Raw genomic sequence first — 22,627 nt, forward strand, 5'->3', positions numbered from 1 at the left:
GACTTTCACCGCGATGAACTGCAAGCGGCCAGGCGTTCAACCTTTGATTTCTGCGTTGCAGCATTGTTGTTGCAATGCACGATATCGTGCGGCATCGTCTGTGTCCTATGGGGGAATTAGCAGTTTCGATCCGACCTGAGATCGAGGATCTTCTCGCGCAGCTGGGCGAGCAGGCCGGGGACATTTCGGTCCAATGCAGCGACACCGGCGGTATCGTCGGCAAGCTCAATCGCCAGATCTCGGCTGAAGCTGTCCGGCTGGACCAACTCGTCGAGGCGATGGCCTCGCTTAACGCCAGCCAGGCGGAAAGCCGCGGGGCGACCGAGGAACTGCTGCAGACTGCCACCGTCGCATTCGACGTGCTCGAGCGCGGCAACAAGGTCGCGCAGGTCTCTCTCAACGAAGTTTCGAAGCTGGTGAGCGATGTCACCGGCATCGACGGCCAGCTCCAGGGCTTCCTCGAAACGCTGGGCACGATCGGCGACGTGACGCGGACGCTCAACCAGTTGGCCGAGCAGACCGAACTGCTCAGCTTCAACGCCCGGATCGAGGCGGCGCGGGGCGGGGAAGCGACGCGGCCGTTCGAGGTCCTGGCGACGGAGATACGCCGACTGGCGCACACCACTTCGGACTCCTCGACCCAAGTGGGACGCAGCATCACCCGGCTGGAACAATCCGCCGGGACATTGATCGGCTCGCTGAAGGCCAATATCGCCAGCGGCCGGGAAACGACCCGTCATATTGAGGCGCTGAGCGATTCCCTGTCCGAGATGGCAGCACTGGTGCACCAGTTTCGCGACCGCTCGCTGGCGATCGCGGCCAGCAACAAACGCGCCGAGGTCGACGTTGCGACGCTTGACGCAGGGCTCGTCGAATTCGGTGAGGTCGCGGCGGAAAGCACGCTCAAGGCCAAGCAAGCAGGCGAACAGCTCGATGACCTGGAAACCCGGGCCAACGACATGCTCAACCAGGTCGCCCATGGCGGCATCGAGACGCGCAACACACCGCTGATCGAGTTTGCACTGGAGGGCGCGCGCGAGGTCACTTCGTTGATCGAACGACACCTTGGGGGCCCGGAGTTGCGCGAAGCCGCGCTGTTCGACACCAACTACATTCCCCGGCCTGGCACCGATCCGGTCCAGTACGATAACGCCTTCGCCGACTTCGCCGACAAGCACATTCGGCCTTTGCTCGACAATCACACTCGGCTCCAGCGCGCGGTGGTCGGCTGCTGCCTGATCGACATGAACGGCTACCTGCCGACCCACATTACCGAGCGCAGCCAGGGCCAGATTCCGGGCCAGCGCCTGCGCAACCTGGAGTTCGCCCGCAACCGCCAGATCTTCATGGACAACCAGACGCGTCGCGCGCTCGATGGGGAGGGGGAGTTCTTCCTGTTCGCCTATCGCCAGGACCTGGGCGATGGACGGTTTCGCGCGTTGCGCAGCGTGTTCGTGCCGCTTACCTTCGCGGGACATCGCTGGGGTCTCTACGAGGTCGGCTTCCTGCTCTAGGCGCCTGCTCAGGCGTCAATCATGTCGCGGTCCAGTTCGCCGGCGCGGTTCTGGATGAAGTTGAAGCGATGCTCCGGATTGCGGCCCATCAGCTGGTCGACGAGCTCTTTCACCGCAAAGCGCTGCTCGTGCTCGGCCGGCAGGGTGATGCGCGTCATCGTGCGCGTCTCCACGCTCATGGTCGTCTCGCGCAGCTGCTGCGGGTTCATCTCGCCGAGCCCCTTGAAGCGGCTGACCTCGATCTTTCTGCCCTTGAACACGGTCTCCTCCAGCTCTTTCCGATGGGCGTCATCGCGGGCGTAGCGGCTCTCCTTGCCGGCCGTGAGGCGGTAGAGCGGAGGCTGGGCCAGGAACAGGTGACCGTTCTTCACGATCTCGGTCATTTCCTGGAAGAAGAAGGTCATCAGCAGTGTGGCGATGTGCGCACCGTCGACGTCGGCGTCAGTCATGATGACGACCCGGTCATAGCGCAGCTGGTCCGGGTTGCAGTCCTTGCGCACGCCGCAGCCGAGGGCGAGGATCAGGTCGGCGATTTCGCTATTGGCGCGGATCTTGTCGGCCGTGGCGCTCGCCACGTTGAGGATCTTGCCGCGGATCGGCAGGATCGCCTGGGTCTTGCGATCGCGCGCCTGCTTGGCGCTGCCACCGGCGGAATCGCCTTCGACGATGAATATCTCGGTTTCGGCATCGCCTTCGCCCGAACAGTCGGTGAGCTTGCCCGGCAGGCGCAGCTTGCGGGCGTTGGTCGCAGTCTTGCGCTTGATTTCGCGCTCAGCCTTGCGGCGCAGGCGCTCGTCCATCCGCTCCATCACCGAACCGAGCAGCGCGCGCCCGCGCTCCATGTTGTCGGCAAGGAAATGGTCGAAGTGATCGCGCACTGCGTTCTCGACCAGGCGCGCGGCCTCGGGGCTGGTCAGGCGGTCCTTGGTCTGGCTCTGGAACTGCGGCTCACGGATGAACACCGAAAGCATGATCTCGCTGCCGGTGATGATGTCATCGGCCGAGATGTCCTTGGCCTTCTTTTGCCCGACCAGCTCGCCGAATGCGCGAATGCCCTTGGCGAGAGCCGAACGCAGGCCCTGTTCGTGCGTCCCGCCATCGGGGGTGGGAACGGTGTTGCAATACCAGCTGGTTGAGCCGTCCGACCACAGCGGCCAGGCGACAGCCCATTCGACGCGGCCCTGTTCTTCGGGGAAGTCCTGCCGCCCGGTGAAGAACTCGCTGGTGACGCACTCGCGCGTGCCGACCTGTTCGGTGAGGTGGTCGGCGAGACCGCCGGGGAACTGGAACACCGCCTCCTCGGGAACGCCGTCAACGGCGAGCGAGGGATCGCAATTCCAGCGGATCTCGACCCCGGCGTAGAGGTAGGCCTTCGACCGCGCGAGCTTGAACAGGCGCATCGGCTTGAACTGCCGGTCGCCAAAGATCTCCTGATCGGGAGTGAAGGCTACGGTCGTGCCGCGCCGGTTGGGCGTGCTGCCGATACGCGTGAGCGGGCCCGTGGGGTGCCCTCGCGAGAACTCTTGCGCGAAGACTTCCTTGTTGCGCGCAACTTCGACCCGCACGTTTTCGCTCAGCGCATTGACCACGCTCACGCCAACGCCGTGCAGGCCGCCGCTCGTCGCATAGGCCTTGCCCGAAAACTTGCCGCCCGAGTGAAGCGTGGTGAGGATCACCTCCAGCGCCGACTTGCCGGGAAATTTCGGATGCTCGTCGATCGGCATGCCGCGACCGTTGTCACTGATCGTCAGCCGGTTGCCGACATCGAGCGTGACCTCGATACGGTTGGCGTGGCCCGCCACCGCTTCGTCCATCGAGTTGTCGAGCACTTCGGCGGCGAGATGGTGCAGCGCGCGCTCGTCCGTGCCGCCGATGTACATGCCGGGACGGCGACGTACCGGTTCCAGCCCTTCGAGGACTTCGATCGCGGAGGAGTCATAATCCCCGCCACCGGCGGGCAACTTGTCGAACAGGTCTTCGGACATGATCAGGCTATAGGGTGCCGCTTTGCGCGGGTTCAAGCGACAGGCGAGAAGTTATCCGCTCCCGCCTGTCGCAAAAGGTCTTCAGAACCGAGTCGGAGCGGGATCGAGGACAGAAACCGTCCCATTCCCGACCTGCCGCACTTCCATGGCCCGTTCGCCGATGCCGGTGCTCCGGAAGCGGAATGGTCCGTCGAGGCCGAGGAAACCGTCGTCGCCGAGCATTTGCCCGGTCGGGAAAGGACGGCCAGGTTGCCAGTCGCGGGCAATGCGCAAGGTCAGCAGCACCGCGTCATAACCCAGCGTAGCTACGCGGAAGGGCTGCTCGCCAAAGCGCGTTTGATAGCTGGTGGCGAACTGGCGGTAGCGGGTGTCGGACACCGAAGAGTACCAGGCGCCGCGCATCGCCGGTGCGTTGGCAATGCTGGCTTCGCTGCTCCACAGCTCGGTGCCCAGCAAGCGGAGGGCGCCCCCATCCTTCAGCGCATCTGCAGCCATGATCGAAAGCCGGGCGCCCTCGGCAATGAGCACCGCGTCAAACCCACCGCGAGCCTTCAGCCGCTCTGCAGCGCTGACAATCGAGGTATTTCCGCGATCGAAGCGCTCCGTGGCGACAACCGTGCCCCCTGCGGCCTGGACTGCCGCAGTCAAAGCTTCGCCGGAGCGACGCCCGTAGTCGCCATTAGGCAGCAAGGCCGCGAAATTGCGGACACCTTGAGCTCGTGCGTAAGCGATTGTGCGAGCAATCGACTGCTCGGGAACATGTCCCATCACGAACACGTCGGGCTGCGCCACGGAGGTGTCGTTCGAAAACGAGACCAACGGCACGTTGGCCGGGCGAGCGCGGGCGAGTACCGGCTCCACGTCCTCGCGCAGCAAGGGCCCAAGGATGAGCTTGTTGCCGTCGCGAATGGCGTTGGCCGCAGCCGAGCCGGCCCCGGTGGCCGTATCGTACGTGGTGATGCGCAGGTTCTGGGCGCTGGTGTCGAGCAGAGCCATGGTCGTCGCGTTGGCGATCGACCGGCCGACAGCTGCGTTTTCCCCGGACAAGGGCACGAGCAACGCAACGCGATGGCGCGCCGTGTCGGTGGGAAGAACATCCTCGCTCGGTCCCGGTGCCGTAGTCGGCCCAGGCGCCGGCCCAGGACGGCCGCTGTCCGGCACGACCTTACAGGCTGCGAGGAGAACGGTGAGCAAACCAACGGCGAGAACTCGCCTGGTCATTGCCAACATGCTTGCGGCTCCAACTTGAACTGGGCCACAAGCATCGTGTGAACGATACCGACCGACCCGAACCTCTCTCGCACGGCCTCTATATTGTTGCCACCCCGATTGGCAATCTCGGTGACATTACCTTGAGGGCAAAGGACACTCTAGCGCGCTGCGATGCCGTGGCGTGCGAGGATACCCGTGTCACGGGCAAGCTCCTGCATCACCTCGAGATATCGAAACCCCTGTGGCGATATGACGATCATGCCGGGGAGCGGGACCGAATGCGCCTCCTCGAAGCCATGCGCACGCAGGCTGTCGTCCTGGTCAGCGACGCGGGGACGCCCTTGATCTCAGATCCGGGCTATCGCCTGGTCAGCGAGGCAAGAGCGGCGGGCATTCCGGTCACCAGCCTTCCAGGGCCCAGTGCGCCCATCATGGCGCTTACGTTGTCCGGGCTCCCTAGCGACCGGTTCCTGTTCGCGGGCTTCCTTCCGAATAAGGAGAAGGCTCGCCGCGACGTGCTGGAGGAACTGGCGGCAGTTCGGACCACGCTGGTGTTCTTCGAGACAGCCCCGCGACTGGGCAAGGCGCTGGAGGCGATCGGAGAGGTGCTGCCCGGCCGCGAAGTGGCGGTCGCGCGTGAGCTCACCAAGCTTTACGAGGAGTGCCGCGTGGGCAGTCCGGCCGAGCTAGCACTGCACTATGAGACAAACCCGCCGCGCGGCGAGATCGTGCTTCTGGTTGGTCCTCCAGCGGCCGAAGTGGTAAGCGAGGCCGATGCCGACGCTCTCCTTCGCGAGGCGCTGGAGACGCTGAAGACATCACAGGCGGCGGCGCAGGTGGCGAAGCTGACCGGCCTCGACCGCAAGGCGCTCTATGCGCGGGCGATGGAACTGCGCGGCGAGTGAAGCGTGAGATTGCCGAGCGGAAGGGCCGGCGCGGCGAAGGCTTTGCCGCGTGGTGGTTGCGTCTCCAGGGCTGGCGTATCGTCGGTCGCCGCGTGAAGACGCCACGGGGCGAAATCGACCTCATCGCCAGGCGAGGTCGCACTGTGGCTTTTGTCGAAGTCAAATGGCGCGCAGGCGACGTGGGCCTCGCAACCGCTATCGATGGCTACCGCCTGAAACGGGTCGCGGCCGCCGCCGAAGCCGTTGCGCACAGATATTCTTCTCCGGGAGAGAATATTCGCATCGACGTGCTCCTGCTTGCGCCGCGCCGCTGGCCGCGCCACATCGTCAACGCCTGGCAGCCCTGAGGGGGATCAAATGAGTTTGCGTGTCGCGGTCCAGATGGATCCGCTTGAGAGCATCAACATTGCGGGAGATTCGAGTTTCGCGCTGATGCTCGCGGCGCAGGCGCGCGGGCATCGGTTGTGGCACTACGACGTGCGCTCGCTCGCGTGGGAAAACGGCAGGGTCACTGCCTGGGCGCGTCAGGTGCGGGTCCAACGCGTCGAAGGGCAGCACTTCGGATTCGAAGGCGACGAGGCCAAGATCGACCTCGGGTCCGATATCGATGTGGTCCTGATGCGCCAGGATCCACCATTTGACCTTGGCTACATCAGCGCGGCCTTGCTGCTAGACCGGCTCAAGGGCGAAACGCTGGTGGTCAACGACCCGAGCAGCGTGATCAACGCGCCCGAGAAGATGTTCGTGCTCGACTATGCCCGCTTTATGCCGCCGACGCTCGTCGCGCGGCGGATCGAGGACGTGCGGGCCTTCCAGCAGCAGCACGGCGCGGTCGTAGTGAAACCGCTTCATGGCAATGGCGGCAAGGCGATCTTCAAGCTCGAGGCCGATGGGACCAATCTTTCGGCCATCACCGAGCTGTTCGGCCAGGTTTGGCCCGAGCCCTTTATGGTCCAACCCTTCCTCCCCGAAGTGGCCGACGGCGACAAGCGCATCGTCCTGGTCGATGGCGAGTTCGCGGGGGCCATCAATCGCAAGCCTGGCGAGGGCGAGTTCCGCTCGAACCTTGCCCAGGGCGGCTACGCCGAGGCTACCGAACTGACTGCGCGGGAAGAGGAAATCTGCGCTGCAATGGGGCCGGAGCTCAAGCGGCGCGGCCTGGTCTTCGTCGGGATCGACGTGATCGGCGGCAAGTGGCTGACCGAGATCAACGTCACATCACCGACCGGGATCGTTGCTATCGACAAGTTCAACGGCACCGATACTGCGGCCTTGATCTGGGATGCGATCGAGGCGCGGTTGCGCTGAAGTCCTTCGACAGGCTCAGGACGAACGGTTCTTGGGCTATGGGTCCGGTTATCTAACTCAAATCCGTTCGTGCTGAGCTTGTCGAAGCACCGCTCCGAACCCATCCCTTAAGTTCGAACATTGTAAGCCCCATGCACGAATTCATCATCGATGCCATCGCGTTAGGTGGATACTGGGGGATCGCCTTGCTGATGGCGATCGAGAACATTTTCCCGCCCATCCCGTCCGAAGTGATCATGGGCATTGGCGGCCTGCTGGTCGGGCGGGGGGAGATGGAGTTCTGGCCCCTGCTTATCGCCGGGACCGTGGGCTCTACCGCCGGCAACTACGTGTGGTTCTGGCTCGGCGACAAATGGGGCTATCGCCGCCTTGCCCCGCTGATCGAGAGGTATGGCCGCTGGCTGACCCTCGAATGGGAAGACATTGAGAACGCCACCCGCTTCTTCCAGCGGCACGGACAATGGATCGTGCTGGTCCTGCGCTTCTCGCCGTTCCTGCGTACGATGATTTCGCTGCCGGCCGGACTGTCGCACATGAAGGCGTGGAAGTTCCTGCTGTTCACCTTCATCGGGGCCGGAATCTGGAACGTGCTGCTGATCTACGGCGGCCAGTGGCTCGGCCGCTACTTCGAGGAGTCGCAGGACGTGCTGGCGTGGATCGTGCTCGGGGCCTTCGGTCTGGCGATCGTGGCCTATGCCTGGCGGGTATTCACCTGGAAGCCGCGCTCGGAACGCTAGGCCTTTTCCCGCGGGTGGGCTGAGCGGTAGGCCTCGAGCATCGTTGCCGCGTCGACCCGGGTGTAGATCTGCGTCGATCCCAGGCTCGCATGTCCGAGCAGTTCCTGCAGGCTGCGCAAGTCCGCGCCGGCCCCGAGCAGGTGTGTCGCAAAGCTATGCCGTAGGGCGTGAGGGGTTGCCGTGGCGGGCAGGCCAAGCGCGATGCGTGCCCGAGCCATGGCCTTCTGCACCATGCCTTGGCTCAACTGTCCGCCCTTCGCTCCACGGAACAGGGGCTGCGAGGACTCCAGCGGGAAGGGGCAGCGCTTCACGTAGTCCGCCACCGCCGCTCGGACCAAGGGCAGGATCGGCACGACGCGCTGCTTGTTGCCCTTGCCCGTCACCACCAGCGTTTCGCTCAAGGGAGCATCCGAACCCTTGAGCGACAGCGCCTCGGCGATCCGTAGCCCGGCGCCATAGAGCAACAACAACACCGCCCGATCACGCGCACCGATCCAGTCTTCGGCTGAGGTTTCCTTCACCGTCTCGGCAAGGTTCGCCGCCTCGTCGGGAGTGACCGGGCGCGGCAGGCCCTTCTTGATCCGTGGACCGCGGAGCCGGGGAGGGGCGGCGTCCACGAACCCGGCTTGCTCCCTGGCATAGGCGAGAAATGCCTTCAGCGCCGACAACTCGCGGGCGGCGGAAACGTTGCTCAGTCCTTCGGCGCGCCGCAGGGCCAGCTGCATCCGCAAGTCCGCCGGACCTAGCCGGGCAAGCGTTCCCCAATCGGCCGCGTCGATCCGCTCCAGCCAGCGTTCTGCAGTTGCGACGTAAGCCCGGACAGTGTGCGGTGACCGCCGTCGCCCCATCGCGAGGTGCTCCCGCCATTGGTTGAGGAGCACGCCTTCACTCATGCGGCAGCCAGACTCCCCGGCACCAATTCGCCCAGGAGCGCATCGAGCACTGGCATCCCTTGCCCGGTCACACCGGCCCGCCCGTCGGCGCTCCACACGAGGCCGAGCGTCTCGATGAACACCAGCTTCTTCCGGTCGAGCAGTTCGGCCTCGGCTAAGCCAAAGCGCTTCGCCAAGTCCGCGATGCCTATGCCCTCGCGCAGCCTGAGCCCCATGAGCAGCGCCTCAGCTGCCTGCTCACGCGGATCGAGCAGGCGCTCCTCTACGAGCCCGTGACCGTTGCGCTCCACTGCGGCGAGGAAGTTCTCCGGCTTCTTGTGCCGCTGTGTTGCCATGCCCGATCGCCGGCCGTGGGCGCCTGGACCGATCCCGGCGTAGTCGTTGTAGCGCCAGTAAGTGAGGTTATGGCGACTCTCCTCGCCGGGACGAGCATGGTTGCTGACCTCGTAGGCCGGAAGTCCCGCCGCCTCGGTAAGCTCCCGCGTGAGCGCGAACAGGTCCGCTGCCGGGTCGTCTTCCATCGGCTCGAATATTCCCCGACGGACGTCGGTGGCGAAGCGCGTGTTGGCCTCGATCGTCAGCTGGTAGAGCGAGAGATGCCCGGTGCCAAAACCGAGCGCTCGCTCCAGTTCCGCACGCCATTGCTCCGGCGTTTGCCCGGGACGCGCGTAGATCAAATCGAAACTGACCCGCCCGAAGTGCCGCTGGGCGACTTCGAGCGCCGCGAGGCTCTCTTCGACGTTGTGGAGGCGTCCAAGAAATTGCAGCGTTTCGTCATCGAGGGCCTGCAAGCCGAGCGATACCCGGTTCACGCCCACCGTCGCCAGCGAAGCAAAGTTCGCCGCCTCAACGGAGGAGGGATTGGCCTCAAGGGTGATTTCGATCTCCGGCCCGAAGCCCCACAGCCGTTCGGCTTCCTCAAGCAGAGCGCCCACAAGTGCAGGCGGCATGAGCGAGGGTGTCCCCCCACCGAAGAAGATCGACTCGAGCGGCTCTCCTGCGGCGAGTTCGGCTTCGTGGCGCATGTCCGCCAGCAACGCCGCGCGCCAGGCGTCGTTTTCCACCTGCTCCCGGACATGCGAGTTGAAGTCGCAATAGGGGCACTTCTTCAGGCAGAAGGGCCAATGAATGTAGAGCGCGCGAGCCACGCGGCTATCCTACTGGGCGAACTGGTCCGCGACCAGCTTGGCAAACGCATCCGCGCGGTGGCTGATGCGGTGTTTCTCTGCCGGATCGAGTTCGGCGAATGTCACGTCGTAGCCGTTCGGCACGAAGACCGGGTCATATCCGAACCCCATTGTCCCGCGCGGCGGCCAGGTCAGGGTGCCGTTGGCGCGGCCTTCGTAGACCACGTGGTCGCCGTCGGGCCAGGCGAGGGCGAGAACGCAGGAGAACCAAGCCTCGCGATTGGCCTCGGGACCCTTGGCCTGAACCATGCCCTCGAGTTTACCCATCGCCATGTACCAATCCCGGCCCGGCTCGCCTTCGAACCACTGGCGTTCGGCCCAGTCCGCGGTGTAGACCCCAGGCCGTCCGTCGAGAGCCGCCGCCGACAGCCCGCTGTCATCGGCCAGCGCGACGAGGCCGGAGCTCTCCGCCGCCGCACGGGCCTTGATCAGCGCGTTGTCGACAAACGTCCGCCCGGTCTCGTCCGGCTCCGGCAGGCCGAGGGAGCCCGCCGAGATGCATTCGAGCCCATAGGGCGCGAGCAACGCGGCGATTTCCTTCAACTTGCCCGCGTTATGCGTGGCAATGACCAGCTTGCCGGAGCCGAGCTTTCTGCTCACCGGCCGACAGCAGCCGCCTGCGCGGCAAAGATCTGCTCACAGCCGATACGAGCGAGGCGGAGAAGGCGCAGCAGGCCTTCCTCGTCATAGCAGGCACCTTCGGCCGTGGCCTGGGCCTCGGCGATCTTGCCGCCTTCGAGCAGCACGAAGTTGGCGTCGGCATCGGCCGAGCTGTCTTCGAGATAATCGAGATCGAGAACCGGCGTACCTTCGTGGATACCGCAGCTCACCGCGGCGACCTTGTGGAGGATCGGGTCCTCGCTGATCGCTCCGGATGCGAGCAGCTTGTCGACTGCAATGCGCAGGGCCACCCACGCGCCGGAAATGGCGGCGGTGCGGGTGCCGCCATCGGCCTGGATCACGTCGCAATCGAGCACGATCTGGCGCTCGCCAAGCTTCTTGAGATCTACCACCGCGCGCAAGGAACGCCCGATAAGACGCTGGATTTCCTGCGTCCGGCCGCTCTGCTTGCCCTTGGCGGCTTCACGGCTGCCACGAGTGTGGGTTGCGCGGGGAAGCATCGAGTACTCGGCGGTGACCCAACCCTGGCCCTTGTTGCGCAGGAACGGCGGCACCTTGTCTTCGACGCTCGCGGTGACGAGCACGCGGGTGTCACCGAAGGAAACCAGCACCGAACCTTCGGCGTGTTTGGTGAATCCAGTCTGGATGTCGATAACGCGCATTTCGTCGGGCGCGCGGCCGGAAGGTCGCATGAGATACTCCATTGCCGGGGGTTCGGCTTTTCTGCAGCCGCCGTAGCGACTAGATAGCCGCCTGTCATGCCCACACCCCCGCTTACCGAACTCAGCGAACGCGCACGGGAAATCTTCCGCCTGGTGGTGGAGGGTTACCTGGAAAGCGGCATTCCTGTCGGGTCGAGAACCCTGGCGAGCGAGGGGGTGCTCAATCTCTCACCCGCGTCGATCCGTTCGGTCCTGAGCGAGCTCGAGGCGAGGGGCCTGTTGGCTGCTCCTCATACCAGCGCCGGGCGCATGCCCACGGAAACGGGGCTGCGGCTGTTTGTCGACGGCATGATGCAAGTTGCACAGCCTAGCGCGGAAGAACGGGCCGCGATCGAGCGCCGCTTGGCACAGCCCGGCCCCATCGAGGCGGCAATCGAGGCGACCAGCGCGGTGCTCTCGGAGATTTCCGGCGCCGCCGGCATGGTCATGGTCCCGCGGCGCGATTCCCGGTTGGCGCAGATGAACCTGGTGGCTCTCGATCAAGGGCGTGCGCTGGCGGTGCTGGTGGGACAGGACGGTTCGGTTGAGAACCGCCTCCTGCACTTGCCCGCCGGAACCGGAGCGTCCTCGCTCCAGGAGGCGTCGAATTACATTTCCGCCCACCTGGTTGGTCGTACCTTGTCGGAGGCGGCGCTGGGGATGAAGACCGAGATCGCCTCGGGCCGGTCGGCGCTCGATTCTGCCAGCCGCGACCTTGTTGAGCGCGGCCTGGCGATCTGGAGCGAAGATGCGGCGCGGCGCCCAGTGTTGATCGTGCGCGGGCAAGCAAAGCTGCTCGATGATACGGCGCTGGGGGATATCGACCGGGTCCGATCGCTGATCGACGATTTGGAGAACAAGCAGTCGGTCGCCGAACTTCTCGACAGTGCGCGCGAGGCGGAAGCGACTCGGATATTCATCGGCAGCGAGAATCGGCTGTTCGCTTTGTCGGGCTCGTCGGTAATCGCTGCGCCATATCGCGATCGCGACGGTCGGGTCGTCGGTGTGCTCGGTGTGATCGGCCCCACGCGGTTGAATTACGCGCGTATCGTGCCCATGGTGGATTTCACTGCCCGATCTCTGGGCAGACGCATTGGCTGAAACCGGAAATTATGACGAACGAAAACGAAAATCCGCGCGATGAGGCGGTCGAGAAGGAATTGGCCGGGGTGCCTGACGCACTGCTCGATAAGGGCGCTGAAGGGGCCGACGAAGGCCAGGCCGGTCATTCGCTTGAGAACGCTCTCTCTTCGCTGAGAGGCGATCTAGAACAGGCGCAGCAGGACATGCTCTACGCCCGTGCGGAAGTGCAGAACGTGCGCCGGCGGATGGAGAAGGACGTCCAGGACGCGCGTGCCTACGCTGCGACGGGCTTTGCCCGGGACATCCTTTCCGTGGCGGACAACCTCGCCCGCGCCATCGACCATTTCCCTGCCGAAATGCGCGAAGACGAGAAGCTCAAGAACTTCTTCGCCGGCATTGAAGCCACCCAGCGCGAGCTCGACAAGGTGTTCGGCGTGCACGGCATTACCCGCATCGCGTCGAAGGGCTTGCCGCTCGATCCGAACCAGCACCAGGCGATGCTGGAGATTCCCACCAACGATGCCGAGCCCGGCACGGTCGTGCAGGAAATGCAGGCCGGTTACATGATCAAGGACCGCTTGCTGCGGCCCGCGATGGTTGGGGTGGCGAAGAAGCCGGACTAAGTCCGGCTCACCTCACAGATCTTCGTGAACCATGTCGATTTCGCGCACGCCGCGCTGGCGGCGTGCCGAATCGACCAGGCGGCGCAGGTTCTCGCGCCGCGCCTGAGCTTCGCCGATGTGGCGCATCTTCAGTTCGTTGATTCGGGTGGTCTCATCGCTTGAGGTGATGGTGACCGTGCCGATGCCGACCCACTGGTTGAGCAGGGTGAAATCGATCCGCACGTCCTTGATGCGGTAGAGCTCGATCTCGTCGATGCTCTTGAAGATGATCCCGCGGCGGACGATCAGCCGCTCGCTGGTCAGTTCGTACTTAGCCGCCATGGTCTGCAGCCACTTGGCGAAGACGATCACCAACGCAAGAAGCGTCAGCAACAGCGGCCAGGCGCCCCAGTTGCCGGCCTTGGCGATCAGGATGGCAAATCCCGCGATGCCAAGGAGGATCGTCCCGAGACCGACAGCCGTGCCTCTTAGCCAACCGCTCAGCGAAGAGCGGTAGCTGTCGAGCAACGGTTCGGTCATGGCCTCATCCCCCAAAAGTCAGGGCCGAATTGTTAGCAGGCTTTCGCTGTCGCTCAAACGTCGCCGGGTGAGATATCAGCCGTCTGCGCGGCCTCCTCCTCGGTGATCCTTGCGATCTTGAAGCCGGTGAAACCGTAGAGCATGTCGATCAGCGGGCTCATGTAATTGAAGATCGCATAGGGCAAATAAGCGAAGGTCGGGACGCCGAGTACGGCAGCCATATAGGCACCGCACGAGTTCCACGGCACCAGCGGCGCGGTAACGATACCGCCGTTGGACACCGCGCGGGACAGGTTGGTGCTGGCGAGGCCGCGCTTCTGGAACTCGACCCTGAACAGGCGCGTCGGGAGAACCACGGCGACGTACTGGTCCGCGGTGATCACGTTGAGGCCGATCGCGGTCCCGACCGAAGTGGCGATCAGGCTGCCGGTCTGCTTGGCGCGGGTCAGCAACGGGGTCACCAACTTTGAAAGGAAGCCGAACTCATCGAGGATTGAGCCGAAGGCCAGGGCGGCTACAATCAGCCAGATGGTGAGCAGCATGCTGGCCATGCCCCCGCGCGAGAGCAGGTCGTCTACCGGGCCGATGCCGCTGTTTGCCTGATAACCGGTGGCAATTACCTGCCAGACAGCTTTGATATTGCCTTCCAAGGTTCCGACAAGGTCCGGGTCCATCATCATCTGCACGGCTTGCGGCTGGGTGAAGCAGGCCAGCACTCCGGCAAACAGGGACGACCAAGTGAGCGCCAGTGAAGCAGGAACCTTGCGGAGCGACATGATGATCAGGAGCAACAGCGGCAGCAAGTTGATCGGCGTGATCCAGAACAATTGGTCGAGCGCGCCCAGCTCCGAGTTGATAAGCGCTTCACCTGCAGCGGGCGTAGGTGCGGCAAAGCCGAGCACGGAGAGCCCGATCGCTGCTACGAGAAAGGCCGGGACGCTTACCCACGCCTGGTGCCTGAGGTGCACGTAGAGATCATTGTTGGTCAGCTGGGCGGCTAGGATGGTTGTCTCCGACAGCGGGGACAGCTTGTCTCCGGTATAGGCCCCAGAGACGATCGCCCCCGCGGTGATCACCGGGGAGACGCCCGCCAACCATGCCAGTCCCATCAGGCCCACGCCGATCGTACCGACAGTGGTCCACGAACTTCCAATCCCGAGCGAAATCAAGGCGCAGACTATGAGGCTGGCGGCGTAGAACCAGTTCGGATCGATGATGGCGAGGCCGTAATAGACCAGCGTCGGAATCGTCCCGGCCATGTTCCAGGTGCCGATCAGTCCGCCGACGGCCAGCAGGATGAAGATCGCGCTGACCACCGACCCGACGCCTCGACGGCTGGCATCCGATACGGCTTCCCAGGAATGCCCCTTGCGCAGGACGATGATCGCGGCGGTCATGCCCGACAGCAGCATGGCCACCTGCAGCGGCCCCTCCATGGCGTCGAGCCCGAACAAGGCCACCGATCCGCCAACGAGGATGGTCAGCACGATAAGCGGCAGCACCGCTTCGAAATACGAGGGTTGTTTGTCCGGAGGGACGGTCGCGGCGACGTCGGCAACGCTCATGGCCGCAGTATCCTGCGCGGAAGTTGGGGGTCGGTCTTCAAAAGGACCATTTGCGCCATCGCTCTCCTTGGCAAGGAGCATATGCGAAGGCCGCTACGCCGCTAATTGGGATAAACCCTCAAGCCAGCGATGAACCACCTGAGCCCGTAGGCTTAGAGAACGGCAAGGTTCGCTCTAACTGGGCCAGATCAACGACCCCGGTCGGCCTCACGCTATGTCGCTGGAGAAAGGCGTGACGCACGATCTCCGCCTGCTGCTCGATTCCATAGCGGTCGAAGGAACGGGCCGGATCGAAGGTGTATGCGTATCGGCAGAACGGATGCCGCATTAGCGGCAGGTACCATTTGCCCTTTCGCTGGGCCTGCCACACGTGAGTCATCTCGTGGACGAACAGCCCCTGAAGGCCGAGGTGAGCGTGGGAGTAGTCGTCGCTCCAGTTCGGGCTTTGCGGATGGACCCAGATATGGCCATCGGGCGCCATGACGATCCGCTTGGGTTGGAACGGCCACCACTTGCGCCGGTGGATGCGGACCGCATCATAGTCGATCGCGCTGCCGAACATGCTTGAGGCGAGGGCGACCTCCCCGTTTGTTAGCCGACGATTGCCGCCGGCCGGACAGGTCGCCCTCGTTTCCGTCAGCGCTCGTCGCCTGCCGCGCGGATCTCAGCCGGGAAGGTGACCTTGTCGCCACCGACGAAGGTCAGCGTCACATCGGTCTTGGTCCCCGCCTTGGCGGTGTCAGGAAGCCCGTCCACCATCAGGTGGAGGCCGCCGGGTTCGAACTTCACGGTTTCGCCACCCTTGACCATCACCTGCAGCGTTTCCTGCATCGCTCCGTCCTGAGTGACATGCATGGTCGCGCCCTTGGCCCCTTGCACCGAGGCCGCGCGGATCATCCAATCGTGGTCTCCGGCGTTGGTTACATCGAAATAGGCAGCCGCGGGATTGCCCGAGACTGCCGACAGCATGACCCTGCCATTGCCGGCGCTGATTCCTGCCGGCCCGACCGGCTTTGCTTCGGCTTCTGTGGGTTGTTCGCCACACCCAGCCAGCCCGAACGCCATCACTGCCAGAGCCAGCGCGGCCCAAACTCTTCTTTTCATTTCGCTCTCCCCCTCATGAACCCCTTTGAGGAAGCTATACCCGCGGCGCTCTTGTGCCAAGCCAAACCCCACCTATATCCGCCGCGTAATCGAGCTGCCGAGTGGCCTCGCCCAGAACCGGGGAGGCCGATGGGCGGCGTCCAAGTCTTAAGAGGATGTGGGGAACATCTATGGCCAAAGTAATCGGTATCGACCTCGGCACGACCAACAGCTGCGTTGCAGTGATGGATGGCGGCAAGCCCAAGGTAATTGAAAATGCAGAAGGCGCGCGGACCACTCCGTCGATCGTCGCCTTCACCAAGGATGGGGAACGTCTGATCGGTCAGCCGGCCAAGCGCCAGGCAGTGACCAACCCCGACAACACGATTTTCGCGGTGAAGCGCCTGATCGGCCGCCGCTACGACGACCCGGTGACCAAGAAGGACACCGAGCTGGTCCCGTACACCATTGCCAAGGGCAAGAACGGCGACGCCTGGGTCAAGGCCGGCGGCGAAGACTATTCGCCCAGTCAGATCTCTGCGTTCATCCTGCAAAAGATGAAGGAAACCGCCGAGAGCTATCTCGGTGAGACCGTCACGCAGGCCGTCATCACGGTCCCGGCCTACTTCAACGACGCCCAGCGCCAGGCGACCAAGGACGCCGGCCAGATCGCGGGCCTCGAAGTCCTGCGCATCATCAACGAGCCGACTGCGGCTGCGCTGGCCTATGGCCTCGAGAAGAACGACGGCAAGACCATCGCGGTTTATGACCTTGGCGGCGGCACCTTCGACGTCTCGATCCTCGAGATCGGCGACGGCGTGTTCGAGGTGAAGTCGACCAACGGCGACACCTTCCTCGGCGGTGAAGACTTTGACTCCAAGCTGGTCGAATGGCTGGCCGACAGGTTCAAAGCCAAGGAAAACATGGACCTGAAGACCGACAAGCTCGCTCTTCAGCGCCTGAAGGAAGCGGCTGAGAAGGCCAAGATCGAGCTTTCGAGCACGGCCACGACCGAAATCAACCTGCCCTTCATCACCGCTCGCATGGAAGGCGGCAGCACCACTCCGCTGCACCTCGTCGAAACGGTGACCCGTGCCGACCTCGAAAAGATGGTCGCTGGGCTGATCGAGCGCACCAAGGAACCGATGAAGAAGGCGCTCGCCGACGCCGGCCTCAAGGCCAGCGACATCGACGATGTGGTCATGGTCGGCGGCATGACGCGCATGCCCAAGGTTCGCGAGACGGTGAAGGAATTCTTCGGCAAGGAACCGCATGTCGGCGTGAACCCGGACGAAGTCGTGGCCATGGGCGCCGCGATCCAGGCCGGCGTGCTTCAAGGCGACGTCAAGGACGTGCTGCTGCTCGACGTGACCCCGCTTTCGCTGGGTATCGAAACGCTGGGCGGCATCATGACCAAGATGATCGACCGCAACACCACGATCCCGACCAAGAAGAGCCAGGTCTACTCGACTGCCGAGGACAACCAGCAGGCGGTGACGATCCGCGTGTTCCAGGGCGAGCGCGAGATGGCGGGCGACAACAAGTTGCTCGGCCAGTTTGACCTCGTCGGCATTCCTTCGGCCCCGCGTGGCGTGCCGCAGATCGAAGTCACGTTCGACATCGACGCCAACGGCATCGTCAACGTCAGTGCCAAGGACAAGGGCACCGGCAAGGAACAGCAGATCCGCATCCAGGCTTCGGGCGGTCTCAGCGATTCCGACATCGACCAGATGGTCCAGGACGCGGAGAAGTTCGCCGAAGAGGACAAGAAGCGGCGCGAATCGGCGGAAGCCAAGAACAACGCCGACAGCCTGGTTCACGCAACCGAGAAGCAGCTTGAGGAACACGGCGACAAGATCGACGGTGGCCTCAAGTCAGAGATCGAGGCGGCACTCGCCGAAACCAAGACGGCCATCGATGGTGGTGACGTCGAGGCCATCAAGGCCAAGGCTCAAGCGCTGACCGATCTAGCAATGAAGATGGGACAGCAGATCTACGAGAAGGAGCAGGCTTCCGCAGCCTCTCCGTCGGCAGACGCTCCGAGTGACGGCGATGCCGGCGGCGAGGAAGTTGTGGACGCCGAGTTCTCGGAAGTAGACGAAGACAACAAGGGCTGATGTCCTGATGGACGCCTCATTCGCCACCGACGCACTCCGCGCCGGTGGCGGATAAGGCCTGGGGGTTTTGGACGTGCCTTCGATGGAAGTCGATTATTACGAAGTGCTTGGCGTCAGCCGTGACGCGGACGATCGCACGATCAAGTCCGCCTACCGGCGGTTGGCCATGGAATTCCACCCGGACCGTAATGGCGGGTGCAAGGACAACGAAGCCAAATTCAAGTCGATCAGCGTCGCTTACGACTGCCTCAAGGATCCGCAGAAGCGGGCGGCCTACGACAAGTATGGCCACGCCGCGTTCCAGCAGGGCATGGGCGGCGGTGGTCCGCAGGCGGACTTCGGCGATCTTGGCGATATTTTCGAGACGATCTTCGGGAGCGCCTTCGGCGGCGGCGGACGCACTCGGCCGCGTCGCGGCGCGGACCTGCGCTTTGATCTTGAGGTAAACCTCGAAGACGCATTTCACGGCAAGACGACCGAGATCAAGATGGAAGTCTCGGTCACTTGCGAGCCGTGCAAAGGCTCGGGCGCTGCCCCGGGCACCGCGCGGCGCGGCTGCGAATTATGCGCCGGACGGGGCAAGGTCCGCGCGCACCAGGGCCTGTTCGTGATCGAACGCCCGTGCCCCAACTGCCATGGCAGCGGCGAAGTCATCGAAAGCCCTTGCCGCGAATGCCGCGGCGAAGGACGGGTCGACAAGGTTCAAGCGCTTGCGGTGGAAGTCCCACCTGGCGTCGACAACGGCACCCGCATCCGCCTTACCGGCAAAGGCGAGGCCGGGCCAATGGGCGCGCCTCCGGGCGATCTCTACATCTTCGTGCACATCAAGCCGCACGCCGTGTTTGAGCGCGAAGGAACCGCACTGTTCACCCGCGCGCCCATCAGCTTCTCAACCGCGGCGCTCGGCGGCACGATCGATATTCCGGGCCTCGACGGAGAGGTCCACGCGATCGAAATCCCCGCCGGTATCCAGTCCACCCGCCAGTTGCGTAAGCGCGGCGCGGGCATGCCGGTGCTGCAAGGGCGGGGCCGGGGTGACCTGGTCGTGGAAATTCAAGTCGAGACTCCGACCAAGCTCAGCGCTCGTCAAAAGGAGCTGCTGCGCGAGTTCCAGGAGACCGAGACCGGCGAGGAATGTCCTGAAAGCGCAGGCTTCTTTGCCAAGCTGAAGAGCGCCCTGAAGGGCTGATCGACAGGCGCCCCCCTTTCCGGTTACGATCGGGCAAGGGGGACTCGCCATGAACTACCGGCCGATTGTCTTCATTTCCGCTATCGCGCTGTCGCTGGCGGGCGCCGCCATTGCGCAGCAACAGGAGCCTGACTGGGACGCGATCCAGGTCGCGGCGATCCCGATCAAGCCCGGCATCGCCGTGATCACCGGCAACGGCGGCAATATCGGCGTGAGCTATGGTGAAGACGGCACGATCATCGTCGATGACCAGTTTGCGCCGCTGACCGAGAAGATTCAGGCCACCATCGCGGGGCTCGGCGCAACGCCGGTCCGATACCTGGTCAACACGCACTGGCATTTCGACCACGCAGGTGGGAATGAGAACTTCGGCAAGGCCGGGGCGCTGATCGTCGCGCAAAACAACGTGCGGACGCGTCTCGCCGCCGGAGGTCTGGTGGCAGGCAACACCTCGCCCCCTGCGCCGAAAGCGGCCTTGCCGGTCGTGACTTACGATCGCGGGCTGACCTTCCACCTCAATGGCGACACGATCGACGTGTTCCACACCGGCGGCGGGCATACTGACGGCGATAGCGTGATCTATTGGCGCAAGGCCAACGTGCTCCACACTGGCGACATGATGATGAATGGCGCGGGCTTTCCGTTCATCGACCTGAGCTCGGGCGGAAATGCGCTGAACTTGGTCCGCTCGCTCGATCAGGCGATCGCCATTACTAACGCCGACACGGTTATCATTCCCGGACACGGACCATTGGCCAGGAAGGACGATCTGATTGCCTGGCGGGGAATGATTGCAACCTCCATCGATCGGGTCAAAGGGCTGAAGGAAGCCGGCCGATCGCTTGAGGATGCCAAGGCCGCAAAGCCGCTGGCGGGCCTCTCCAACAACCCCAACGGGTTCGTCGCGGAAGATGCCTTTGTCGAGTCGATCTGGCGAAGCCTTGAGGCGCAGCGCACCTGAGGGACAAGTTCCAGGGGACACTTGCGTTCCCTTTACGTTCCCCTTAGACGAGGGCCATGGCCAAGCCCAAACGCCGTTATGTTTGCACCGAATGCGGCAGTGTCGCGACACGCTGGCAGGGCCAGTGCGTCGACTGCTCGCAATGGAACACCCTGGTTGAAGAAGTGCCCGGAACCGTCTTCTCGGTGAGGCATGATCTGTCGACAGGTGGGCGGCCGGTCGTGCTCGAATCGCTCAACGCTCCGTCGGAGCCGTTAGTTAGGCGGACCACTGGCCTGGCGGAGTTCGATCGGGCGCTTGGCGGCGGGATTGTTCCTGGCTCGGCGATTTTGATGGGCGGCGAACCGGGGATCGGTAAGTCGACGTTGCTGCTCCAGGCGGCCGCCGCGATGGCCCAGTCTGGTGCTCCGACCGTCTACATCAGCGGAGAGGAAGCGACGGGGCAGGTGCGGTTGCGCGCGGCGCGACTGGGTCTGGCTGGCGCACCGCTCGGCCTCGCCGCTGCCACTTCGGTGCGTGACATCCTGACGACACTCAACTCGGCGCCGCCACCGGCGTTGCTGGTCGTCGATTCGATCCAGACGATGCACTCGGACACGATCGAAGGAGCCCCAGGTTCGGTGAGCCAGGTGCGGGCCAGCGCGTTCGAGCTGATCCGTTATGCCAAGGAAAACGGTGTCGCGCTGGTGCTCGTCGGTCATGTCACCAAGGACGGCACGATCGCGGGTCCGCGCGTGCTCGAACACATGGTCGACGTCGTCATGAGTTTTGAGGGTGAGCGCAGCCACCAGTACCGTATCCTGCGCGCGCTCAAGAACCGCTTCGGCGCGGTCGAGGAAATCGGCGTGTTCGCGATGGAAGGGCAAGGGCTCGCCGAGGTATCGAACCCCTCGATGCTGTTTCTGTCGGGACGGGAACAGCCGCTGGCGGGAAGTTCGGTCTTTCCGGCGCTGGAGGGGACGAGGCCGGTTCTTGTCGAAGTCCAGGCGCTCATCGTTCGGCTGCAATCGGGCGCTACACCGCGGCGTGCAGTGGTCGGGTGGGACAGCGGCCGACTTGCCATGCTGCTTGCCGTGCTAGAGGCGCGCTGCGGGTTGAGTTTTTCGTCGGCCGAGGTCTACCTCAACGTCGCTGGCGGTTATCGCCTGACCGATCCCGCGGCCGACCTTGCGGTCGCGGCGGCGCTCGTCTCCGCCCTTGCCGACAAGCCGCTGCCCTTGCGCGCGATCTGGTTCGGCGAAGTATCGCTTTCCGGAGAGGTTCGCCCGGTCGCGCATGCCGGTCTGCGCCTGCGTGAAGCGGCCAAGCTGGGATTCGATACCGGCTGCGGACCGGCGGACGGCCTTAAGGACCTCGCGGGATTGCGCTATTTCGGGTTGGAAAGCCTGCCCAAGCTCGTTGACCGAATACTCGCCTCGGCCTAGATTTCGAACCGATGACGGGTTTCGATATTTTGGTCCTGCTGATCGTTGGCGTGGGGGCGGTTGGCGGCTTCATGCGCGGCTTCGTGCAGGAAGTCCTTTCGCTTGGGGCGTGGATCCTGGCAGTGATTGCCATCCGCTTCCTTCATACCGACCTTACGAGTGCGCTCTACGGGTTCATCGGCACGCCTTCGGGTGCGGCGGTCCTGGCGTTCGTGCTCTTGCTGCTTGTCCCCTATACCGTAGTCCGGCTCATCGCCGGGCGGATCGGCCGGGCGAGCCGGAATTCGGTACTGGGGCCATTCGATCGTGTGCTCGGTTTCGGGTTCGGAGCGGTGAAGGGCGTGGTGATCGTGATCATGGCGTTCTCGCTTCTTGTCCTAGGCTACGATTCGATCTGGGGCGTCGCCGGCCGGCCAACATGGATGACCACTGCCCGAACTTATCCCTTCGTCAGTGCTAGCGCGGATGCGATGGTAAAACTGATCCAGGAGCGCGAGGAAGCACTCCTCGGGTCCGGGCACGACGTGGAGGAAAGCCGGGATTGAGCGCCATGAGTTCCGTGCGCCTCTATACGCCCGAGTTGCTGGCCCTTGCTGTCGAGTTGAGCACCTGGCCTCCCCTGGAAAACGCCGCGTTGCACGGTGAGGCGAGGTCGCCGACCTGCGGAAGCACGCTCGCGATGGATGTCTCGCTCGACGGTAACGGCGCGATTGGCCGGCTAGGGATGCGCGTTCGGGCCTGCGCCATAGGCCAGGCTTCCGCCGCCATTTTTGCCCGCCATGCTCCAGGCCGTGACGCTGATCGCCTGACCACAGATCTTCGTCTGCTCGAGGCTTGGGTTGAAGGCGAAGGCGCCGAGCCCGAATGGCCCGACCTCGCCCTGATTGACGCGGCGCGGGCCTATCCCGCCCGGCATGGGGCGATCTTGCTGCCGTGGAGGGCTGCCCTGGCTGCCCTTTCCAGCACTCCAGACGCAGGCTAACAAACCCCTCGGGAGTAG

General features: G+C 64.0%; 23 protein-coding genes. 13 read left to right on the plus strand and 10 right to left on the minus strand.

Annotation, left to right across the window (positions count from 1 at the left end):
- The first annotated feature begins 107 nt into the window (after window positions 1-107).
- The gene (locus tag ASD76_RS04390) at window positions 108-1,514 is read left to right on the plus strand and encodes a methyl-accepting chemotaxis protein (protein WP_055919018.1); all 1,407 of its coding nucleotides are present in this window, start codon (window positions 108-110) and stop codon (window positions 1,512-1,514) included.
- A gap of 8 nt (window positions 1,515-1,522) precedes the next feature.
- Here ASD76_RS04390 and parE read toward each other — a convergent pair whose 3' ends face one another.
- Window positions 1,523-3,499 (minus strand): DNA topoisomerase IV subunit B, encoded by a 1,977-nt coding sequence (gene parE / locus ASD76_RS04395; protein ID WP_055919021.1) that lies wholly within the window; start codon window positions 3,497-3,499, stop codon window positions 1,523-1,525.
- Window positions 3,500-3,580: 81 nt separating this feature from the next.
- A complete protein-coding gene (locus ASD76_RS04400; RefSeq protein WP_082553760.1) occupies window positions 3,581-4,720 on the minus strand; it encodes a penicillin-binding protein activator in 1,140 nt (379 codons plus the stop codon).
- 47 nt (window positions 4,721-4,767) lie between these two features.
- Between ASD76_RS04400 and rsmI the strand changes: the two genes are divergently transcribed.
- From rsmI to ASD76_RS04420, 4 genes are all read left to right on the plus strand, one after another.
- The gene (gene rsmI, locus ASD76_RS04405) at window positions 4,768-5,616 is read left to right on the plus strand and encodes a 16S rRNA (cytidine(1402)-2'-O)-methyltransferase (RefSeq protein ID WP_055922932.1); all 849 of its coding nucleotides are present in this window, start codon (window positions 4,768-4,770) and stop codon (window positions 5,614-5,616) included.
- Window positions 5,613-5,963: a YraN family protein gene (locus ASD76_RS04410; protein ID WP_055919029.1), complete on the plus strand. Its 351-nt coding sequence runs from the start codon at window positions 5,613-5,615 to the stop codon at window positions 5,961-5,963. Before rsmI ends, ASD76_RS04410 begins: the two co-directional genes overlap by 4 nt.
- A gap of 10 nt (window positions 5,964-5,973) precedes the next feature.
- A complete protein-coding gene (gshB, locus tag ASD76_RS04415) occupies window positions 5,974-6,924 on the plus strand; it encodes a glutathione synthase (RefSeq protein ID WP_055919032.1) in 951 nt (316 codons plus the stop codon).
- Window positions 6,925-7,055: 131 nt separating this feature from the next.
- On the plus strand, window positions 7,056-7,661 hold the full coding sequence (locus tag ASD76_RS04420; RefSeq protein ID WP_055919035.1) for a DedA family protein: 606 nt from the start codon (window positions 7,056-7,058) through the stop codon (window positions 7,659-7,661).
- Here the strand turns inward: ASD76_RS04420 and ASD76_RS04425 are convergent.
- Genes ASD76_RS04425 through rph form a run of 4 tightly spaced genes read right to left on the minus strand, consistent with a single transcriptional unit; the run spans window position 7,658 to window position 11,054 of the window.
- Window positions 7,658-8,554 (minus strand): tyrosine recombinase XerC, encoded by an 897-nt coding sequence (locus ASD76_RS04425; RefSeq protein ID WP_055919037.1) that lies wholly within the window; start codon window positions 8,552-8,554, stop codon window positions 7,658-7,660. The genes ASD76_RS04420 and ASD76_RS04425 overlap by 4 nt on opposite strands.
- A complete protein-coding gene (gene hemW, locus ASD76_RS04430; protein WP_055919040.1) occupies window positions 8,551-9,702 on the minus strand; it encodes a radical SAM family heme chaperone HemW in 1,152 nt (383 codons plus the stop codon). Before hemW ends, ASD76_RS04425 begins: the two co-directional genes overlap by 4 nt.
- A gap of 9 nt (window positions 9,703-9,711) precedes the next feature.
- Window positions 9,712-10,341: an RdgB/HAM1 family non-canonical purine NTP pyrophosphatase gene (gene rdgB / locus ASD76_RS04435; RefSeq protein ID WP_055919048.1), complete on the minus strand. Its 630-nt coding sequence runs from the start codon at window positions 10,339-10,341 to the stop codon at window positions 9,712-9,714.
- Complete coding sequence (gene rph, locus ASD76_RS04440; protein ID WP_055922934.1) at window positions 10,338-11,054, minus strand: ribonuclease PH; 717 nt, start codon at window positions 11,052-11,054, stop codon at window positions 10,338-10,340. The genes rdgB and rph overlap by 4 nt, the downstream gene beginning before the upstream one ends.
- Window positions 11,055-11,120: 66 nt before the next feature.
- Between rph and hrcA the strand changes: the two genes are divergently transcribed.
- Together hrcA and ASD76_RS04450 are read left to right on the plus strand one after the other, a co-directional pair.
- Window positions 11,121-12,164, plus strand: a complete 1,044-nt coding sequence (gene hrcA, locus ASD76_RS04445) for a heat-inducible transcriptional repressor HrcA (RefSeq protein WP_055919050.1) — start codon at window positions 11,121-11,123, stop codon at window positions 12,162-12,164.
- Between the two features lie 11 nt (window positions 12,165-12,175).
- The gene (locus tag ASD76_RS04450; RefSeq protein ID WP_055919053.1) at window positions 12,176-12,769 is read left to right on the plus strand and encodes a nucleotide exchange factor GrpE; all 594 of its coding nucleotides are present in this window, start codon (window positions 12,176-12,178) and stop codon (window positions 12,767-12,769) included.
- Between the two features lie 12 nt (window positions 12,770-12,781).
- On the opposite strand, the gene ASD76_RS04455 is transcribed toward ASD76_RS04450, so the two are convergent.
- From ASD76_RS04455 to ASD76_RS04470, 4 genes are all read right to left on the minus strand, one after another.
- Window positions 12,782-13,288 (minus strand): PH domain-containing protein, encoded by a 507-nt coding sequence (locus ASD76_RS04455; RefSeq protein WP_055919056.1) that lies wholly within the window; start codon window positions 13,286-13,288, stop codon window positions 12,782-12,784.
- Window positions 13,289-13,341: 53 nt separating this feature from the next.
- Window positions 13,342-14,853 (minus strand): Na+/H+ antiporter NhaC, encoded by a 1,512-nt coding sequence (gene nhaC / locus ASD76_RS04460; RefSeq protein WP_055919059.1) that lies wholly within the window; start codon window positions 14,851-14,853, stop codon window positions 13,342-13,344.
- 118 nt (window positions 14,854-14,971) lie between these two features.
- Complete coding sequence (locus tag ASD76_RS04465; protein WP_055919064.1) at window positions 14,972-15,415, minus strand: hypothetical protein; 444 nt, start codon at window positions 15,413-15,415, stop codon at window positions 14,972-14,974.
- A 74-nt stretch (window positions 15,416-15,489) separates the two neighbouring features.
- Window positions 15,490-15,957 carry a copper chaperone PCu(A)C gene (locus tag ASD76_RS04470; RefSeq protein WP_082553600.1) on the minus strand — a complete coding sequence of 156 codons (468 nt, stop codon included), beginning with the start codon at window positions 15,955-15,957 and terminating at the stop codon, window positions 15,490-15,492.
- Window positions 15,958-16,127: 170 nt separating this feature from the next.
- On the opposite strand from ASD76_RS04470, the gene dnaK reads away from it, so the two are divergent.
- The 6 genes from dnaK to ASD76_RS04500 all read left to right on the plus strand — a co-directional run bounded on the left by dnaK (window position 16,128) and on the right by ASD76_RS04500 (window position 22,609).
- Window positions 16,128-18,053, plus strand: coding sequence for a molecular chaperone DnaK (dnaK, locus tag ASD76_RS04475; protein WP_055919070.1), 1,926 nt, complete (start codon window positions 16,128-16,130; stop codon window positions 18,051-18,053).
- A gap of 82 nt (window positions 18,054-18,135) precedes the next feature.
- Window positions 18,136-19,242 (plus strand): molecular chaperone DnaJ, encoded by a 1,107-nt coding sequence (gene dnaJ / locus ASD76_RS04480; RefSeq protein ID WP_200943039.1) that lies wholly within the window; start codon window positions 18,136-18,138, stop codon window positions 19,240-19,242.
- Window positions 19,243-19,291: 49 nt separating this feature from the next.
- The gene (locus ASD76_RS04485) at window positions 19,292-20,203 is read left to right on the plus strand and encodes an MBL fold metallo-hydrolase (RefSeq protein ID WP_055919076.1); all 912 of its coding nucleotides are present in this window, start codon (window positions 19,292-19,294) and stop codon (window positions 20,201-20,203) included.
- Window positions 20,204-20,259: 56 nt separating this feature from the next.
- The gene (gene radA, locus ASD76_RS04490) at window positions 20,260-21,627 is read left to right on the plus strand and encodes a DNA repair protein RadA (protein ID WP_055919078.1); all 1,368 of its coding nucleotides are present in this window, start codon (window positions 20,260-20,262) and stop codon (window positions 21,625-21,627) included.
- An 11-nt stretch (window positions 21,628-21,638) separates the two neighbouring features.
- The gene (locus tag ASD76_RS04495) at window positions 21,639-22,172 is read left to right on the plus strand and encodes a CvpA family protein (protein WP_055919080.1); all 534 of its coding nucleotides are present in this window, start codon (window positions 21,639-21,641) and stop codon (window positions 22,170-22,172) included.
- Window positions 22,173-22,177: 5 nt separating this feature from the next.
- A complete protein-coding gene (locus ASD76_RS04500) occupies window positions 22,178-22,609 on the plus strand; it encodes an iron-sulfur cluster assembly scaffold protein (protein WP_055919084.1) in 432 nt (143 codons plus the stop codon).
- Window positions 22,610-22,627: the final 18 nt, after the last annotated feature.

The organism is Altererythrobacter sp. Root672 (assembly GCF_001427865.1).
Classification (GTDB): Bacteria; Pseudomonadota; Alphaproteobacteria; order Sphingomonadales; family Sphingomonadaceae; genus Croceibacterium_A.

Coding starts and splice junctions, on each gene's coding strand:
- ASD76_RS04390 (WP_055919018.1), top strand. CDS start 108: ATGGGGGAATTAGCAGTTTCGATCCGACCTGAGATCGAGGATCTTCTC.
- hrcA (WP_055919050.1), top strand. CDS start 11,121: ATGCCCACACCCCCGCTTACCGAACTCAGCGAACGCGCACGGGAAATC.
- ASD76_RS04425 (WP_055919037.1), bottom strand. CDS start 8,554: ATGAGTGAAGGCGTGCTCCTCAACCAATGGCGGGAGCACCTCGCGATG.
- rph (WP_055922934.1), bottom strand. CDS start 11,054: ATGCGACCTTCCGGCCGCGCGCCCGACGAAATGCGCGTTATCGACATC.
- ASD76_RS04420 (WP_055919035.1), top strand. CDS start 7,056: ATGCACGAATTCATCATCGATGCCATCGCGTTAGGTGGATACTGGGGG.
- ASD76_RS04495 (WP_055919080.1), top strand. CDS start 21,639: ATGACGGGTTTCGATATTTTGGTCCTGCTGATCGTTGGCGTGGGGGCG.
- ASD76_RS04485 (WP_055919076.1), top strand. CDS start 19,292: ATGAACTACCGGCCGATTGTCTTCATTTCCGCTATCGCGCTGTCGCTG.
- dnaK (WP_055919070.1), top strand. CDS start 16,128: ATGGCCAAAGTAATCGGTATCGACCTCGGCACGACCAACAGCTGCGTT.
- ASD76_RS04450 (WP_055919053.1), top strand. CDS start 12,176: ATGACGAACGAAAACGAAAATCCGCGCGATGAGGCGGTCGAGAAGGAA.
- ASD76_RS04500 (WP_055919084.1), top strand. CDS start 22,178: ATGAGTTCCGTGCGCCTCTATACGCCCGAGTTGCTGGCCCTTGCTGTC.
- ASD76_RS04400 (WP_082553760.1), bottom strand. CDS start 4,720: ATGACCAGGCGAGTTCTCGCCGTTGGTTTGCTCACCGTTCTCCTCGCA.
- ASD76_RS04455 (WP_055919056.1), bottom strand. CDS start 13,288: ATGACCGAACCGTTGCTCGACAGCTACCGCTCTTCGCTGAGCGGTTGG.
- parE (WP_055919021.1), bottom strand. CDS start 3,499: ATGTCCGAAGACCTGTTCGACAAGTTGCCCGCCGGTGGCGGGGATTAT.
- radA (WP_055919078.1), top strand. CDS start 20,260: ATGGCCAAGCCCAAACGCCGTTATGTTTGCACCGAATGCGGCAGTGTC.
- gshB (WP_055919032.1), top strand. CDS start 5,974: ATGAGTTTGCGTGTCGCGGTCCAGATGGATCCGCTTGAGAGCATCAAC.
- nhaC (WP_055919059.1), bottom strand. CDS start 14,853: ATGAGCGTTGCCGACGTCGCCGCGACCGTCCCTCCGGACAAACAACCC.
- dnaJ (WP_200943039.1), top strand. CDS start 18,136: ATGGAAGTCGATTATTACGAAGTGCTTGGCGTCAGCCGTGACGCGGAC.
- ASD76_RS04465 (WP_055919064.1), bottom strand. CDS start 15,415: ATGTTCGGCAGCGCGATCGACTATGATGCGGTCCGCATCCACCGGCGC.
- ASD76_RS04470 (WP_082553600.1), bottom strand. CDS start 15,957: ATGAAAAGAAGAGTTTGGGCCGCGCTGGCTCTGGCAGTGATGGCGTTC.